Annotated in this window: 15 protein-coding genes and 1 tRNA gene; 8 read left to right on the plus strand and 8 right to left on the minus strand. The window is 55.5% G+C overall.

The annotated features are described in order from the left end of the window. Positions 1 to 65: 65 nt before the first annotated feature. A tRNA-Arg gene (locus tag ACMGGE_RS11455) sits at positions 66 to 142 on the minus strand. 278 nt (positions 143 to 420) lie between these two features. Between ACMGGE_RS11455 and ACMGGE_RS11460 the strand changes: the two genes are divergently transcribed. The 3 genes from ACMGGE_RS11460 to fimZ all read left to right on the plus strand — a co-directional run bounded on the left by ACMGGE_RS11460 (position 421) and on the right by fimZ (position 3305). After that, positions 421 to 1119, plus strand: a complete 699-nt coding sequence (locus tag ACMGGE_RS11460; protein WP_420293775.1) for an EAL domain-containing protein — start codon at positions 421 to 423, stop codon at positions 1117 to 1119. A gap of 24 nt (positions 1120 to 1143) precedes the next feature. Then, on the plus strand, positions 1144 to 1872 hold the full coding sequence (locus tag ACMGGE_RS11465; protein WP_045909721.1) for a helix-turn-helix transcriptional regulator: 729 nt from the start codon (positions 1144 to 1146) through the stop codon (positions 1870 to 1872). Between the two features lie 800 nt (positions 1873 to 2672). Beyond that, positions 2673 to 3305 (plus strand): fimbria biosynthesis transcriptional regulator FimZ, encoded by a 633-nt coding sequence (gene fimZ, locus ACMGGE_RS11470; protein WP_008499339.1) that lies wholly within the window; start codon positions 2673 to 2675, stop codon positions 3303 to 3305. A 51-nt stretch (positions 3306 to 3356) separates the two neighbouring features. Here the strand turns inward: fimZ and sfmF are convergent, their stop codons facing one another. The 6 genes from sfmF to fimA all read right to left on the minus strand — a co-directional run bounded on the left by sfmF (position 3357) and on the right by fimA (position 9368). Beyond that, positions 3357 to 3878 carry a fimbria assembly protein gene (gene sfmF / locus ACMGGE_RS11475; RefSeq protein WP_420293776.1) on the minus strand — a complete coding sequence of 174 codons (522 nt, stop codon included), beginning with the start codon at positions 3876 to 3878 and terminating at the stop codon, positions 3357 to 3359. A 9-nt stretch (positions 3879 to 3887) separates the two neighbouring features. After that, the gene (fimH, locus tag ACMGGE_RS11480) at positions 3888 to 4895 is read right to left on the minus strand and encodes a type 1 fimbria D-mannose specific adhesin FimH (RefSeq protein ID WP_045909723.1); all 1008 of its coding nucleotides are present in this window, start codon (positions 4893 to 4895) and stop codon (positions 3888 to 3890) included. Beyond that, the gene (locus ACMGGE_RS11485; protein ID WP_126534553.1) at positions 4888 to 7449 is read right to left on the minus strand and encodes a fimbrial biogenesis usher protein; all 2562 of its coding nucleotides are present in this window, start codon (positions 7447 to 7449) and stop codon (positions 4888 to 4890) included. The genes fimH and ACMGGE_RS11485 overlap by 8 nt, the downstream gene beginning before the upstream one ends. 14 nt (positions 7450 to 7463) lie before the next feature. Continuing rightward, positions 7464 to 8156: a type 1 fimbria chaperone FimC gene (gene fimC, locus ACMGGE_RS11490; RefSeq protein ID WP_048030144.1), complete on the minus strand. Its 693-nt coding sequence runs from the start codon at positions 8154 to 8156 to the stop codon at positions 7464 to 7466. Positions 8157 to 8190: 34 nt separating this feature from the next. Further along, positions 8191 to 8736 carry a type 1 fimbrial protein subunit FimI gene (gene fimI / locus ACMGGE_RS11495; protein ID WP_023310642.1) on the minus strand — a complete coding sequence of 182 codons (546 nt, stop codon included), beginning with the start codon at positions 8734 to 8736 and terminating at the stop codon, positions 8191 to 8193. A gap of 68 nt (positions 8737 to 8804) precedes the next feature. Next, positions 8805 to 9368 carry a type 1 fimbrial major subunit FimA gene (fimA, locus tag ACMGGE_RS11500; RefSeq protein WP_008499333.1) on the minus strand — a complete coding sequence of 188 codons (564 nt, stop codon included), beginning with the start codon at positions 9366 to 9368 and terminating at the stop codon, positions 8805 to 8807. 310 nt (positions 9369 to 9678) lie between these two features. Between fimA and folD the strand changes: the two genes are divergently transcribed. The 5 genes from folD (at position 9679) to ACMGGE_RS11525 (ending at position 14239) form a co-directional block, all read left to right on the plus strand. After that, positions 9679 to 10545, plus strand: coding sequence for a bifunctional methylenetetrahydrofolate dehydrogenase/methenyltetrahydrofolate cyclohydrolase FolD (folD, locus tag ACMGGE_RS11505; protein ID WP_008499332.1), 867 nt, complete (start codon positions 9679 to 9681; stop codon positions 10543 to 10545). Position 10546: 1 nt separating this feature from the next. Then, entirely contained in the window at positions 10547 to 10759 is a 213-nt protein-coding gene (gene ybcJ / locus ACMGGE_RS11510; RefSeq protein WP_028012224.1) for a ribosome-associated protein YbcJ, read from the plus strand. Positions 10760 to 11044: 285 nt separating this feature from the next. Next, the gene (locus ACMGGE_RS11515; protein WP_045909726.1) at positions 11045 to 12544 is read left to right on the plus strand and encodes a PTS transporter subunit EIIC; all 1500 of its coding nucleotides are present in this window, start codon (positions 11045 to 11047) and stop codon (positions 12542 to 12544) included. A gap of 83 nt (positions 12545 to 12627) precedes the next feature. Next, entirely contained in the window at positions 12628 to 13644 is a 1017-nt protein-coding gene (gene malI / locus ACMGGE_RS11520) for a Mal regulon transcriptional regulator MalI (protein ID WP_395299854.1), read from the plus strand. A 73-nt stretch (positions 13645 to 13717) separates the two neighbouring features. Next, entirely contained in the window at positions 13718 to 14239 is a 522-nt protein-coding gene (locus ACMGGE_RS11525; RefSeq protein WP_023326825.1) for a metal-dependent hydrolase, read from the plus strand. An 87-nt stretch (positions 14240 to 14326) separates the two neighbouring features. Here the strand turns inward: ACMGGE_RS11525 and cysS are convergent, their stop codons facing one another. Then, positions 14327 to 15712 carry a cysteine--tRNA ligase gene (cysS, locus tag ACMGGE_RS11530; protein WP_045909729.1) on the minus strand — a complete coding sequence of 462 codons (1386 nt, stop codon included), beginning with the start codon at positions 15710 to 15712 and terminating at the stop codon, positions 14327 to 14329. Positions 15713 to 15715: the final 3 nt, after the last annotated feature.

Below are 15715 nucleotides of genomic sequence, written 5' to 3' on the forward strand. Positions count from 1 at the left end.
TCCCAAATATGTCCCACAACGGAAATCAGGAGGATGTGAGTGAGGCGTAACTCTATGAAATGAAATGGCACGCCCTGTAGGATTCGAACCTACGACCTACGGCTTAGAAGGCCGTTGCTCTATCCAACTGAGCTAAGGGCGCACTGAGAAGCGTGTACTTCGCGGCGGTGAAACGCGAAGAATTATACGGTCAATGGCAGGTGAGTCAATGCCTTTTCCGTTTTCAGGGGCAATTACCGCTAGCCGATTGTAAATACGGCTATTTTCTCAACATTTATCCCCGTTTTACCGTAAAATTTAGCGCTGCGAAAAGGCTTAGTTGCATTTAAGTAACGCCTGCTGTTTTCCTGTACGTCAGCTCGTCACACTAGAGGCAGGTATCCCGGCCGCCTGGAGGCTGACAGACAACAGGACAATGGAGTGACAGCGCAAAACCTGATCGATACGCCCCCCCGGTTACAGTACCTATCTCAGGACATCGTCGGCATTAAGCTTGAGCCCATCGTCGCCCTTACCTCCTTGCGCCAGGTTGGCGTCGAGGTCCTTAGCGTTCTGGCCGACACGCGGCACAGTGAGGACTTTTTTTGCGATCGGTCCGCTGAGTGGTCGATAACGCTGCTTGAAGCGCAGCTTGCCACGTTAAAAAATACGCCGCACGGTCATAACCTTTTTATTAATCTGCCGATAACTGTCCTGACAGAGCCTGCGTCCTTTCAGCGTCTTATCAGACTCCCCTGCGTGCCGCTCAATATTGAGTTTGTCGACCCTGCGGCTTTTTTGGCGCTGTCTGTCGCGCGCAAGCAGCTTGTGGTTCAGAATCTGCAGCAACTGAGCAGACAGGGGCACGCAATCTGGCTGGATGACATCGATGACGTCTTAGTGCAGTCGTTTTTATCCTGTCGACTCCCGTTAAGCGGCATCAAAATAGATAAGGAAGCATTCTGGCGTTTACGCGATACCCCTGCGCTGAGGCACCTGGTTTTCCTTTGCTTTCAGCTTGCCGGGAAAGTGCTTATCGAAGGTATTGAGACTGAACGCGATCGTACCTGGGCACTGCAGGCAGGCGCAGACTTCGGCCAGGGATATTACTGGCCGTCCTGGACATGGCCGGAGGATTAAAACGCCATTTCCAGGAGGGAGACCATGCGAATGACAGTGCGCCGTTACCGGCGGCGGCGTACAGGAAGTGATGCACTGGGATTTACGCGCTCACCTTTTGCCCCCCCCTTTTTCGACCGGCTCGAATTCTTGAGCCAGTCCATCAGCCAGCCCCGCAAAACAGACGCCCCGTTTATCCTTCTGGTGACGGAGGATCACTATCTGCGCACCGGTTTTCTCAACGGGCAGTTCCCGCTGAGCAGTTGCTGTGACTACGCCACGCTGGATGACGCCCTTGTCGCGCAGACGCAGTGGCCCTCTGCCCGTCTGGTCGTGGATATTGAAAGCCGGTCCACGGGGCTTCTGGAGAAACTGGATCAGTTGAGACGCCACAGCCTGTTTCCGCCTTTCCTTACGCCCTGGCTGTTAGTCCGGGCCGATAATTACGACACTCGCCTCTTCTGCAAAGCGGCGGGTCCTTTTCATGTGCTCGAACGCCAGATGAACGCCGCAGCACTCCAGCACAGCCTGCTGGATACTCGCCCCCCACAGGGCTCCGACAAAGACTGGTTTTCCCGCAACGAATGGCCGATCCTGCAGGAACTTTCCCGGGGCAAGACGTTACGTCAGATTGCCCTTATGCAGAATCGTCCCTATAGCCGCATTATCTATCGTCTCAGCTGCATCCTGGTGAAACTGGGGCTGAGTCATCGGCAGGAATTACTTCACCTTCTTAATAACCTCTCAGACTGCACGTTTACACTCACGTCCTAACCCCTTATTTCCTAAAGCGCTTTAGGAATTTACTTACCATTTGTGTTTCAAAAATGTTAATTTTTAACAATAAAGTCGAAATTATAACTATTCCTAATTTATGGCCGCGAACCTTGCGAAATGCCACAAATTGAACGAACGGCAGCACTTTCCTCCATCCGTTAAGTGAATGCAGACAGCGTTAACAAGATGATAATGATGTAAAAACAAGCAGGTTAGCGGGAACGCTCAGGAGGAAAAAGCGAAGCGGATAGCATGTTCTCCTGTGCATGAGATGTGGGCCTTCGGGTCAACCTGCGCGCTTTCAGATGAAGGTCTGACGGCCTGCGAGGGCAATTGTTGTCCTCATCAGCGTGGGTTTGTCCCCCAGAATGATGCGTATTTTTGTTAACAATTGATCAACATAAAGAGATATGTGTTATTTTTTGTTATTACATAAAGATGAAAATATGCGGTAAATGAGATAACAGGATATTTCCGCTAAATTTAAAAAAATAGCGATTCAGATCCAGAAGATAATACAAACCCATAAGCGGATATTAATTTACAGGGTTTTCGGAAAAAACTTACCCTGTATAATAAGATGCGTACCAAATCTGAATAAGAAAAACCTTTTTGCCAACACCAGCCAAATGAGATGACCGCGCTGAGGCATAGTTCTTTTCATTACGTAAACAAGGATGCTTTCGCTCTTTCCAGGGAAATACTACGGTATAGGGATCTGCACATTATATCCTTCCGGCATTTCGAGAGTTTTACCAAACTCTGCATAACGCTTTTAACAATCTGAGGCATTAAAAATGAAACCGGCATCCGTTATCATTATGGACGAACATCCTATCGTCAGAATGTCGATAGAAGTCCTGCTACAGAAAAATAAGAATATCACAGTCAAGCTCAAGTCTGGCGATAGCCATGAAGTTCTTGACTGTATCCGTAATCACCCTATCGATCTGGTGATCCTTGACATTGAACTCACGGGCACGGATGCTTTCGCTTTACTTAAGAGAATCAGAAACTTAAACAAAGACATTAAGGTTCTGTTCCTCTCGTCTAAATCAGAGTTATTTTACGCGGGTCGCGCTATTCGCGCCGGGGCAAATGGCTTCGTCAGTAAACGTAAAGATTTGGGTGAGATCTACAACGCCGTAGAAATGATCCTGATGGGCTATTCCTTTTTCCCGTCGGAAACGCTGAACTTTATAAACCATTTGGGTTCAGGGAAAGGGATGGCTGTCGATATGCCATTATCGAATCGCGAGGTCACGGTATTACGGTATCTGGCGAATGGATTATCCAATAAGGAAATTGCTGAACAGCTACTATTAAGCAACAAAACCATTAGTGCGCATAAATCCAATATTTATTCCAAGCTGGGTGTGCAAAGCATCGTGGAATTAATTGATTACGCCAAAGCGCACGAGCTGCTTTAACCTGAATTCACTCCCTGCAGCTTATCTGAGCTGCAGGGAGTGCGGTCAGTGCTAATTATAGTTAATCATAAAGGTGGCATCCGCATCGGCTCGTCCGGGCTGAGGGTTATCTGCAGTGGCAATATAATTGGCATAAAACGACAATGTTGCATTCCCCTGCGCATCAACCGAGACCGGCTGGCTGGCCTGCTGGAGAGCCAGACGCGTTTTATCCGCATCCCTGATCTCTACCGCAACACGGCTCGCTGTACTGGCGTCGTTCAGCGCCAGCAATCCGTTATTGCTCCCGTCGGCTTTGCCCGAAAACGTAATGGACGCCGCCCCCGGCGGACAGCCGGTCAGCTTCAGCGTAAACGGCATGGGCTGCGTGCGGCTCCCGGTCGTGCTGAGCTGTTTCGTGGGCCAGGTGCCCAGCGTAACGTTCTTGTCGCTGTCGCTCCCCTCGGCAACGCAGGTAAAATCGACAATGTTGCCGTAGAGCCGAATGTTAATTTCGCCCAGCGCGGTGTCCGCCTGAGCCTGTGTGCAAAGCGCAAAAAGCGCCACGGTGATAAAACGGATCCCGTTTCGCATATCGGCTCCTTAGTCGTAATCCACACGCAGGTACCCGCGCGAGGTAAAACGCCCTTCCGCTGGCTTATTGCCCGTCACGCTCACCGGCCAGACCCGGATCCCCACCTGCGCCTGCGCGCTATCATCGAGGCGGAACGGAATTTTGCTTGTCAGGTTGTTAGGCGTCAGCGGCGCTCCGCTCTCGTTAGCGATGATAAACCCGACGTCCGGGTTATCCGACACCAGCACATTATCAGAGACTTTTTCCGCCTCAACGCGCATCGTCAGCATGGCGTTCGCCTCCACGTTGGTGCATTTGATCGCGATGGTTTTGCTTTGCGATGAGACGCCCTCCGGTTTGTTACCTACACCCGCCTTGCTGAACAGGGAGGCGCCAATGTCACCGAAATCAAACTCCACCACGTTACCGGCATTGATGGCGCAGCTTTGCGGCACCTGGATGGTACCGCTGTAGCTGATGGTATAGACCGGCGTGGTGAGCGGATCGGAAGAGGTGGTGGTGACGTAAACGCGGAACATGGTGGCGCGCGGGATCACGACCATGTTAATAAAACGCCGGGTCACCTTAAGGCGGAAGACAAGGCTGGAGTCCTGCACGCCAAACGGTTTGTTTTTCGAGACGTTAGGGTGGCTCCCCATCTGGATATAGTTTTTGGGCGGATAAAACACGCCAGCATAGCTGTCCGTGATTTTCATGGCCCCGTCCAGATAGTCGTTAAGCTTCAGATACTGATAGCCATCGCTCGTTCCCGTGACCGGGTAGTCGGTCACATAGCTACGCTTGGTGGTATTCCCGACGGTGCCCTTCGGGCAGACGGCATTCACCCCTACCCACTGCGACTTCTCGCTGAGCGTCACGACCTGTCCAATCTGGTTATTCGAGCTATTGAATTTATCCGTCAGGTCGTAATGCACCTCCGTCGGCACGCCCTTTTCATTGACGCACACGGTAGCGAATGCGTTTGTCGCAGGCAGTAACGCCAGAAGCGACAAGGCAAAGATGTGGGTTTTATTCACAGCGAATCCCCTTCAGTGTGATTGCCTGTTGCAGGCTCTTTTCAGGCAAGCTGTATGGCGCGCGACACTGGGACTGCGCCCCATCGCCCCACTGGATCAGCAGTTCGCCTTCCAGCGGCAGCCCGCTCAGGTAAATTTGCCCGTCATCCCCCACCATGCTGGTGACACCGCTCCGGGTCTCACGGACCACCGCGCCGAACGGCACGGGCTGGTTACCGCGCATCACCGTCAGCAGGGCGCGCACGCCAATGCGAGTATCAAAGCTGGCGCGCACCAGCGCGCCTTTGGTCGGTACCACGCTGCTCACGTTGTTTTCGATGTCGGTGTTGTTGCTCATGGTGTTGGTATCCAGCGCCACGCGGTTATAGCGGTAGACGGTGGCATACGGCATTACCGCGTAGCCTCGCCAGTCGGTTCTTACGCCGGTCTGGTTTTCGACGCTGACGCCGGATGCCCCCGGGGCTTTGATCAGCACGTTGGTGTCGCCCAGCGGCTGGCTGAAGGTCACGCCGTCGGCATGGCCGACGACCCCGCCGGAGAGCTGCCAGTTAAGATCGTGCTGATCGTCGCTGTAGTTGTAGCCCACGCCCAACGTGCCGTAGGTCGCCTGCCAGTTGGCGCTGGCGCTTCCGCTTGCGCCGTTGGTGCTGGTGTGTCCCTGGGTCACGCTGTAGTTCAGGTTGCGGTCCTCCAGCAGCGTGCCGCTGACGCCGGTTTGCCAGCTCGTGTCGCCATCGCTGTTCCGGCTGGCGGAAGCCGTGGCATAGGCGCGGTCAATCGCGCTGTCCCGGCGATAGCCCTGGCGAGTAAAGATACTGAACGGCACGGAGACGTTAAACGACGCGATCCGGTCGGTGCCGTCGATCCCGACGGATTTGTTCCACGACCACGAAACGGAGTAGTTGATCCCCTTCACGCCCCCCGCGTAGCCCAGCTGGTACCAGAGGTTCGACTCGTCGGTTCCCCAGTAGGTCTGCTCGCTGCCGGAGATATAGATCGAGCCGTAGTCCCCCAGAGACTGAGATACGTTGAGCTGGAAGCGGCCTTTTTTATTCCACGTCAGGTTGTGATAACTCTGCACGTCCGGCACGCCGTCATTATCCTGGCTGTCGGCATACTGATAGCCTTCCATTGAGCGCCAGGCCACATCGTCCAGGGTGTAAAATCCTTTTGTGGAGTAGCGGTAGCCCAGCAGCTGGAAGTTGGTGCCGAAGCCGTTAAGGGATTTCGCATAGAGGAAGCGCAGGGACTGTCCTTCATGCTTGCTGTCGTCCGCGAGCTGGCTGCGGGCGTGGGTGATATCGAGCGAAACCGCGCCCCAGTCGCCCAGGTTTTTTCCGGCCCCGACGGCGACCGCGGTATAGCGTGAGGCCAGCTGCGTTCCGCCGTAGAGCGTAAAGCCGTTGGCAAGTCCGGTAATCAGGGTGCCCTGGGTGAAGAACGGCGTGTCCTGATCGCGGTTACCGCTGCGGTAATCCCCCGCGACGAGGTCATACTTCCAGCGCCCTTCGCGCTGCAGAAGCGGCACGGTGGAGTACGGCACGGTATAGCGTTGCTGGGTACCGTCTTTCTCTTCTACCGTCACTTCCAGGTCACCGCTTGAAGAGGTGGGGTTGAGATCGGTAATCGCAAAGGCGCCCGGCTGCACATAGCTTTGATAGATCACGTAGCCATTCTGACGGACCACCACTTTGGCGGGCGTACGGGCGATCCCGCGCACGGTGGGCGCGTAGCCCTGCAGGCTGTCCGGATACATGCTGTCAGACGAGAAGAGCCGTCCGCCGCGGAACCCCATGCTGTCGAAGACGTCATTGCCGGTATTGCTGTCGCCCAGGACCAGTTCGCTTTTCAGCGGGATCACGGTGCGCTGCGCCCAGGTGCCAATATTCTGCCACTCGCTGTGCCGCTGCCCGTTGGTCTGCGTGTATCGCCAGGCGCCGTTGTTACGCAAGCGCCAGGCGCCATAGTTCAGCCCGCTCTGCAGGTTGAGATAATAGCTGTCGTCTTCGCTGCCCCGGTTGCCGGAGAAGCTGTAGTTCAGCAGCGCGGCGGGAATGCCCTCATCCCACTGTTCAGGCGGAATGTAGCCCCGGGCGCTGTTCTGCAAGGCCACCTGCGGCAGGCTGACGTTCAAACGCTGTGAGGCAAAGTTAAATACCGTTTCGCTGCCGGGAATGGCCGTGGTCAACGGGACGCAGGTCTCGCCCTGGACCTGAGCCAGCTCGGGAAACGCCGCAACGTTGACGCCAAAGCGGTCGAGCATCGCCCGCGTAATACACGGCGATAGCCCGCCCGCCACCGGCGGCGTGTTCTCAGCCTGCTCAAAACGCACGTCCTGAGTTCCGATAAATTCATCGTTACGCCAGATATCCACGCGATAAACGCCGGGTGCCTGCTGGTGTCCTTGTTCAAAACGCGACAAATCCGCCACGCTGGCGGTGTCGTCGGACAAAAAGGCCGGGTTGAAATAGCTTTCGCTCCAGCCAGCCTGTGGCCAGAGCGCAGCCATCAGCGCCAGCGCAACCGGGCAGTAACGTCTCTGGTGGTTTTTCATCGCCCTGACTCTGCTCACAGGTTGACGCTACGCGCCGGCGTGATGGCACCGTAGTCATTCACGCTCTGCCAGGAGAGCGTGCCGCTGGCACCGGCTGGCAGCACCTGCTGAGCCGCGCTTTTCGGCGCAACCATCAGGTTATCCAGCGTCTGACCGCCCAGCTTAAGATTGACGAGGGTGATGTAGTACGGGGATGCGTTGCTGACTTTGAGATGGTTGCCGGCGCGCTCAAACCGCAGCTGGGAAAGCGCCTCTTCCGGCTGCATCGCCAGGTTGTTCGGGCGCACAAACAGCTTGATGCGCGAGAGGATAGCCAGCTGCAGCACGTTATTGTTTTCCGTTTTAGCTTTGTTCACTGACGGGATCGCTTTCACATTCATGTAAAACAGCGATTCACGGTCGGCAGGCAGCGCAGGCCCGGCGTAAATAATGCGCAGCGTGTTTTCACTGTCCGGCTCGCTAACAAACAGGGGCGGCGTGACGGCAAACGTTTTTTCTTTTTGCCCGTTTGCATTTTCGATCCACGCGTTAATTAAATAGCGTTCCTGTTTATTGCTGTTGGTGATTGCCAGCGACGTTTGCTTCGCCTCTGCGGGATAAATAACGCGGGTGGCTCCCAGCGCAATACCGCCGGATGCATTCGCGCATGCAGAAACCATCATTAAAATAAACGATAAAAAAAGTCCTGGTTTAATTAGGGTATTCATCACAACCGTACCTTTAATAATGTGTTCGCAGGTGTTATGGATAAATCAACGTAAACCAGACATCCGACTGAATTTTGCCTGGCTCGAGGTGTTCGGAAATAGCCCGATAGCGGGCGCTAAAATGGAACGCCAGCTCGCGGGTATCGATCGGCAGCCAGCTGACGGCCGTGGCATTCGGGATAATCTGACGCTGCTGCTCGTCAAAGAGCGCCAGCCCAACGCCGCTGCTGACAGGCGTTTCACCTGGCCGCGATGTCGCCAGAAAGACCTGCGGATCCTCTGCGGGTGTGACGCCCTGAAACTGGATCCCCACGGTGCGCGAAACATCAACGCTGCAGTCCAGCAACCGCACGGTGAACGGCACATTCACCGTGGAAAAACTGCCCACGCCGGAAAATGAGTTGGTTCGGTACTGCCCCATATCGATGCGCATATTCTGGCTGTCGGGCGCCACGGCGCAGCCGCCGTTCACCAGTTCACCCCGGAGATGAACCTTGCCGCCTTCAATCACCACGGTATGCGCCGATGCCGGGCAAGCCATCGCAAGGGTTAACAGCAGTAGTGTTCCTGTCCTTGTCATCCTTCGTTCCTGGCAATAGCGTATGACGGGCCTCGTCCCTGAGGCCTGAACATCCCTGTGCGGAGGAATTATTCGTATTTCATTACGAAGGTGGCGTCAGCGTTCGCCTGGCCTGGCTCGGTAGTCGCAGCCGTTGATTTATAACGCGCGGTGAACTTCAGGGTGTTTGTCCCTTCGATCAGCGTCTGCGCAGCAGAGAAGGTCGCACCGTCTGGGGTCAGAACGCTGGATTTGCTGTCGAGGATCTCGATACCCACGCCTTTCGCGGTGTTGTCGTTGCTGCCGGAGGTGACGGCCAGCAGGGTTTTGTCGGTTGGGTCGATCTGACCGGTGAACGCAACGGCTGCGGTTTTGGCGACCAGCGGATCGCAATCGTTCAGTTCAATGTTGAACGGAATATTAGAGGTGGTGTCGCCCACTTTGGTGAATTTCGCGGTGCGATACTGACCCAGATTAACGGTCTGCTCGGAAGAATCAGTATTTACTGAACAAGCCGCATTAACCAGCTCACCTTTAAAATGTACGGTACCGCCATTTACGGAAACCGGGGCAGCAGGATCTGCTGCATTTGCGGCACCCGCAACCAGGGCCAAAGTTGCAATAACAGTAGAAGCAATGTTGCTGAGTTTCATGTCTATTCCTTTAAAATGTAAATAACCCTTCCCGCGAATAATCGGGAATAAGAAATACGTTCAATTGATGAATTGAAAGCTTATTTCGGAGGAGACAAAGTAGCTCAGGAGGCGATTTTTAAATATGTCAAAACGCTGCCATTTCGCCAGGTCACATCCTAATCCCGCCTAAGAAATTGACCATCCCTTAAGAAGGGTTTTTGCGGCTTGCTGATAAAAACGCGCAAAGGGTGACTGACAGCGAGGCTCGCTTCTGACAAAATACACGCATCCCCCCTTTTCGAACGTTACAGACGGAATCTTCTCTCTGATGGCAGCAAAGATTATTGACGGTAAAACGATTGCGCAGCAGGTGCGCTCTGAGGTCGCGGAAAAAGTGAAGGCGCGTAAAGCCGCCGGAAAACGCGCCCCCGGGCTGGCCGTTGTGCTGGTTGGCAGTAACCCGGCATCGCAAATTTATGTCGGCAGCAAGCGCAAAGCGTGTGAAGAGGTCGGCTTCGTCTCCCGCTCTTACGATTTGCCGGAAACCACCAGCGAAGCAGAACTGCTGGAACTTATTGACACTCTGAATGCCGATAAAGAGATCGACGGTATTCTGGTTCAGCTGCCGCTGCCCGCCGGTATCGACAACGTGAAGGTGCTGGAGCGTATCGCACCGGATAAAGACGTGGACGGTTTCCATCCGTACAACGTGGGCCGCCTGTGCCAGCGTGCGCCGCGTCTGCGTCCGTGCACGCCGCGCGGTATTGTGACGCTGCTGGAGCGTTATAACATCGATACTTACGGCCTGAACGCCGTGGTCATTGGCGCGTCCAACATCGTGGGCCGTCCGATGAGCATGGAGCTGCTGCTGGCCGGCTGCACCACCACCGTTACCCACCGCTTCACCAAAAACCTGCGCCACCACGTTGAGAACGCCGATCTGCTGATCGTCGCGGTCGGTAAGCCGGGCTTTATTCCGGGCGAGTGGATTAAAGAGGGTGCGATTGTCGTGGACGTCGGGATTAACCGTCTGGAAAACGGCAAAGTGGTCGGCGACGTGGTGTATGAAGATGCCGCCGCGCGTGCCTCTTACATTACCCCAGTACCGGGCGGCGTAGGCCCGATGACCGTCGCAACGCTGATTCAGAATACCCTGCAGGCATGCGAAGAATATCACGACGTAGAGGACGCGTAAGATGGCCACATTTTCATTAGGCAAACACCCGCACGTTGAGTTGTGCGATCTGCTCAAGCTGGAAGGCTGGAGCGAAAGCGGTGCGCAGGCGAAAATCGTCATCGCCGACGGGCAGGTAAAAGTCGACGGCGTGGTGGAAACCCGCAAGCGCTGCAAGATTGTCGCGGGGCAGACCGTGAGCTTTGAAGGCCAGAGCGTAACCGTTACGGCCTGAGTCCCCTCACCCTAACCCTCTCCCCAACGGGGAGAGGGAACAGTCCGAACGCCGTTTCCAGGCCGGGTAAGGCGAAGCCGCCACCCGGCAATGTCTCTCACCATCCCCTCACACCCATCACGGTTATTTATCGATCCACTTCAAATAATCACTATTTCATCTGTTGAAAAGCGAAAATTCAGTTGCGCGTTTTTCACTCTTTGCCCACGATAAGTAGAACGTTCTACTAAAACGTTCTACTTACAATAACAGCGCCAAAAAAAGCGCTACTCGGGGGAAATCAGCATGAGTCTGATATCAGGGTTTGTTAAATCGCTGTCTAAGTTATCGATGATTGGTCGCGCCTTAATGCTGCCAATTTCACTGCTTCCCGCTGCGGGCCTGCTGCTGGCCTTTGGCGATAAGTTCCATCTGCCGCTGATGATGAACGCGGGCGGGGTTATTTTTGATAACCTGCCGATGCTGTTTGCCATTGGTTCTGCCGTGGGCCTGGCGTCAGAATCCGGTATTGCCGCGCTGTCCGCGGCGGTCTCGGTGTTTGTCACCAATATCACCATCAGCACCGTGCTGAGCATCACGCCGGAAATGGCCTCCCAGGGCGGGAAATACGCCATGGTAGTGGGCATTCCGACGCTGCAGATGGGCGTCTTTGGCGGCCTGATCTGCGGTATTCTCGCGGCCTGGTGCTACAACCGCTTCCACACCATGCAGCTTCCGGAATTCCTGGGCTTCTTCTCCGGCAAGCGCTTTGTGGCGATTGCAACGGCGTTCCTCTCGTTCCTGATGGGGCTGCTGCTGCCGTATGTCTGGCAGCATATCCAGGCCGGTATAGACGCCCTCTCCGTGGTCGTTAACGGCGATAATCAGGCGGCCTCGACCTTTATCTTCGGTCTGGTGGAACGCGCGCTGATCCCGCTCGGTCTGCACCATATCTGGTATCCGTCGTTCTGGTATTCGTTTGGGGATTACACCACCCAGGCAGGCCAGGTGATCCACGGCGACCAGACCATCTGGTTCAAGATGCTGGAAGAAGGGGTGAAATCCTTCAGCAGCGACACCTACCAGAACGCCGGCAAGTTCATGCAGGGTGAATTCCCGTTGATGCTGTTCGCGCTGCCTGCGGCGTGCCTGGCGATGTATCACGAAGCCCATACGAAGAATAAAAAAATCGCGGCCGGTATTCTGTTCTCTGCGGCGCTCACCTGCTTCCTGACGGGGATCACCGAACCGGTTGAGTTTACCTTTATCTTCGTGGCACCGATTCTGTACGTCTTTAACGCCATCATGGCGGGCCTGGCCTACATGACCATGTACCTGCTGCATGCGCATATCGCCAAGTCGTTCTCTGCGGGCTTTATCGACTATCTGTCATTCGGGATCCTGCCGTCGTTTAACGGCTACCAGACCCACTTCCTGAGCGCCATTATCATCGGCATTCCAATGGGCCTGATTTATTACTTCACGTTCCGCTTTGTGATCCGTCGTTTCGACGTGAAAACGCCGGGCCGCACTGAAGTAACCGCCAACGCGGATGAGAAATCGGATTCCGAACTCGCGACCGAGATCATCACCCTGCTGGGCGGCGCGCATAACATCGACTCCGTCGGCGCCTGTATCACTCGTCTTCGCCTGGAAGTCACAAAAAGCGAGGCGGTGGATAAAGACGGCCTGAACGGGCTCGGCGCGCGCGGCGTGGTGTTTGTCGGCGACAACGGTATTCAGGTGATTTTCGGTGCCAGAGCACAGTTTATCGCCCAGACCATGTCCACCATGATCGGCAAATAATAAGATGCCTGAACGACACGTCTCCTGTACGCTGGGAGACGTGTTTTATCTGGCTGATAATCGGTAAATTTCAGGGAGCGGTTTTGAAGAAAGTCAGCATTATTGATGTCGCGAAGCACGCGGGCGTGTCGGTTTCCACCGTCTCGCTGGTGCTGCGCCAGAAAGGGAAAATCTCAGAGGCAACGATCGAGAAGGTCAACGCTGCCATCAATACCCTGGGCTATGTTCATAACGTTGCCGCTGCCAACCTTCGCGCCAATACCTCCAACCTGATTGGCCTGATCCTCCGTGACTTTAGCGACAGTTTCTCCATCAAGGTGATGGCGAGCATCGTTCAGGATCTTGAAAAACAGGGGTATATGGTTTTTCTCGGTCAGCCCCAGAACGACCATGACCATCTTGAGCGCTGCCTGCTGTCGTTTAAGCAGCAGGGCGTCGCAGGGGTGATTTATCTGGCCTCGGATACCCGCACCGCCACCCTCCCGGAAAAGATTCGCCACTGCCCGCTGCCGCTGGTGGTGGTCTCGCAGTCGCTGCTGGATGAAAAATGCAATCTGGTGATGCGCGATAACCGACAGGCGGCCAGTCTGGCGGTGCGTTATCTTATCGAGCGCGGTCATCGTAATATCGCCTACATTGGCGGACGCGAAGGCTGCCTTATCCGCGAACAGCGCCTGCTCGGTTTTCGCAGCGCGATGACGCAAAACGGGCTGGTCTGGCGCGATGAATACTCTCCGGCCTGCAGCGATGACACGCTGGCCGCGGGTTTCGCGACCCGCCAGCTGCTGGAAAAAAACAATACCATCACCGCCCTGCTCTGCCACTCGCCGGATGCCATGATCGGCTCCATCTCCGGTATTCATCAAGTCGGGCGTACGGTGGGTAAAGATGTGTTTCTGACGCAGCAGGTCGCTCTGGTCGGTTTCGAAGATATGCTCCACGTTAACCTCACCTCGCCCTCGTTTACCTACGTTTCGTCCGCCAGCGAAGAGACGGGGCGTCAGGCGGCCGGGCTGATTATTCGCACGCTGAAGGAGCCGACGCTGCAAACCCAGCGCATTACGCTTTCCGGGCAGCTTATCGCACGCGAGTCGGCGTAAAATCAGAATTTCGCACAGGTTTTTTAGCGTGGAATGACTGCTATATTTCCATGATTTGCCATGGATAATCACAATGCCTACCGTCATTACACACGCTGCTGTTCCGCTTTGCCTGGGCTTAGGCCTGGGGACAAAAGTTATCCCACCCCGCCTGCTGTTTGCCGGCATTGTTCTCGCCATGCTGCCGGACGCCGACGTGCTGGCGTTTAAGTTCGGCGTCGCGTATGGCAACGTTTTCGGCCATCGCGGCTTTACCCACTCCCTGCTGTTTGCCTTCGTGGTGCCGATACTTTGCGTACTGACTGGCCGACGGTGGTTCAGGGCCAGCCTGACGCGGTGCTGGCTGTTTTTAACCGTGTCACTGCTGTCGCACAGCCTGCTGGATTCGATTACCACAGGCGGGAAAGGCGTCGGCTGGCTGTGGCCGTGGTCGGATGAACGCTTCTTTGCGCCGTGGCAGGTGATTAAGGTCGCGCCGTTTGCGCTCTCACGCTATACCACGCCGTACGGGCATCAGGTGATTATTTCAGAACTGCTGTGGGTGTGGCTGCCGGGGGTCGTGCTGATGGGAATGTTGTGGTGGAAAAGAAGGTAAAAAAAAAGCCGGGTGGCGGCTGCGCCTTACCCGGCCTACTTTTGCCTGTAGGCCCGGCAAGCGTGAGCGCCTCCGGGCGTTACAGACTTACTTACGGCGCCAGGTGGTGCCCTGTGGGCCGTCTTCCAGAATAATACCCATCTCGGTCAGACGGTTACGCGCCGCATCTGCCGCCGCCCAGTCCTTCGCCTGACGCGCTTCCAGACGCGCTTTGATCAACGCTTCAATTTCCGCCACTTCACCGTCATCCGCCTGCGCACCGCTCTGCAGGAACGCGTCCGGCTCCTGCTCCAGCAGGCCAAGCACGGCAGAGAGCTTACGCAGATGGGACGCCAGCGCATTCGCCGCGGCCATATCTTCTGACTTCAGGCGGTTCACTTCGCGCGCCATGTCGAACAGCACGGAGTAGGCTTCCGGGGTGTTGAAGTCGTCGTTCATCACCTCAACAAAGCGCGCTTCGAACGCTTCGCCGCCTGCCGCCGGAACAGACTTGTCGGTTCCGCGCAGCGCGGTGTAGAGACGCTCCAGCGCCGAGCGCGCCTGCTTCAGGTTCTCTTCGCTGTAGTTCAGCTGGCTGCGATAGTGGCCGGACATCAGGAAGTAGCGCACGGTTTCCGCGTCGTAGTATTTCAGCACGTCGCGCACGGTAAAGAAGTTACCCAGCGATTTCGACATCTTCTCGCGGTCAACCATTACCATCCCGGAGTGCATCCAGTAATTCACGTACTCGCCGCCGTGGGCGCAGGTGGACTGCGCGATTTCGTTTTCGTGGTGCGGGAACATCAGGTCTGAGCCGCCGCCGTGAATGTCGAAGTGCTTGCCCAGCTGCTTGCAGTTCATCGCAGAACATTCAATGTGCCAGCCCGGACGGCCTTCGCCCCACGGGGATGGCCAGCTTGGCTCACCCTCTTTGGACATCTTCCACAGCACGAAGTCCATCGGGTTACGCTTCACGTCAACCACGTCGACACGGGCACCGGCCTGGAGCTGATCCAGATCCTGACGGGAAAGCGCACCGTAGGTTGGGTCCGTCGGCACGGAGAACATCACATCGCCGTTGTCGGCAACATACGCATGACCGCGGGCGATCAGCTTTTCAGTGATCTCGATGATTTCGTGAATATGGTGGGTCGCGCGCGGCTCGCTGTCCGGACGCAGAATATTCAGGGCGTCGAAGTCTTTGTGCATCTCAGCGATCATGCGATCCACCAGCGCGACAAAGCTTTCGCCATTTTCATTCGCGCGCTTGATGATCTTATCGTCGATGTCGGTGATGTTGCGCACGTATTTCAGATTGTACCCCAGAAAACGCAGGTAGCGTGACACCACGTCGAAGGCGACAAAGGTACGGCCATGGCCAATGTGACAGAGATCGTAAACCGTAATACCACACACGTACATGCCGACTTCCCCGGCATGGATAGGTTTAAATTCCTCTTTTTGGCGCGTCATTGTATTAAAGATTTTTAACATCGA

Source organism: Enterobacter sp. BNK-22 (genome assembly GCF_048684805.1).
GTDB lineage: Bacteria > Pseudomonadota > Gammaproteobacteria > Enterobacterales > Enterobacteriaceae > Enterobacter > Enterobacter quasiroggenkampii.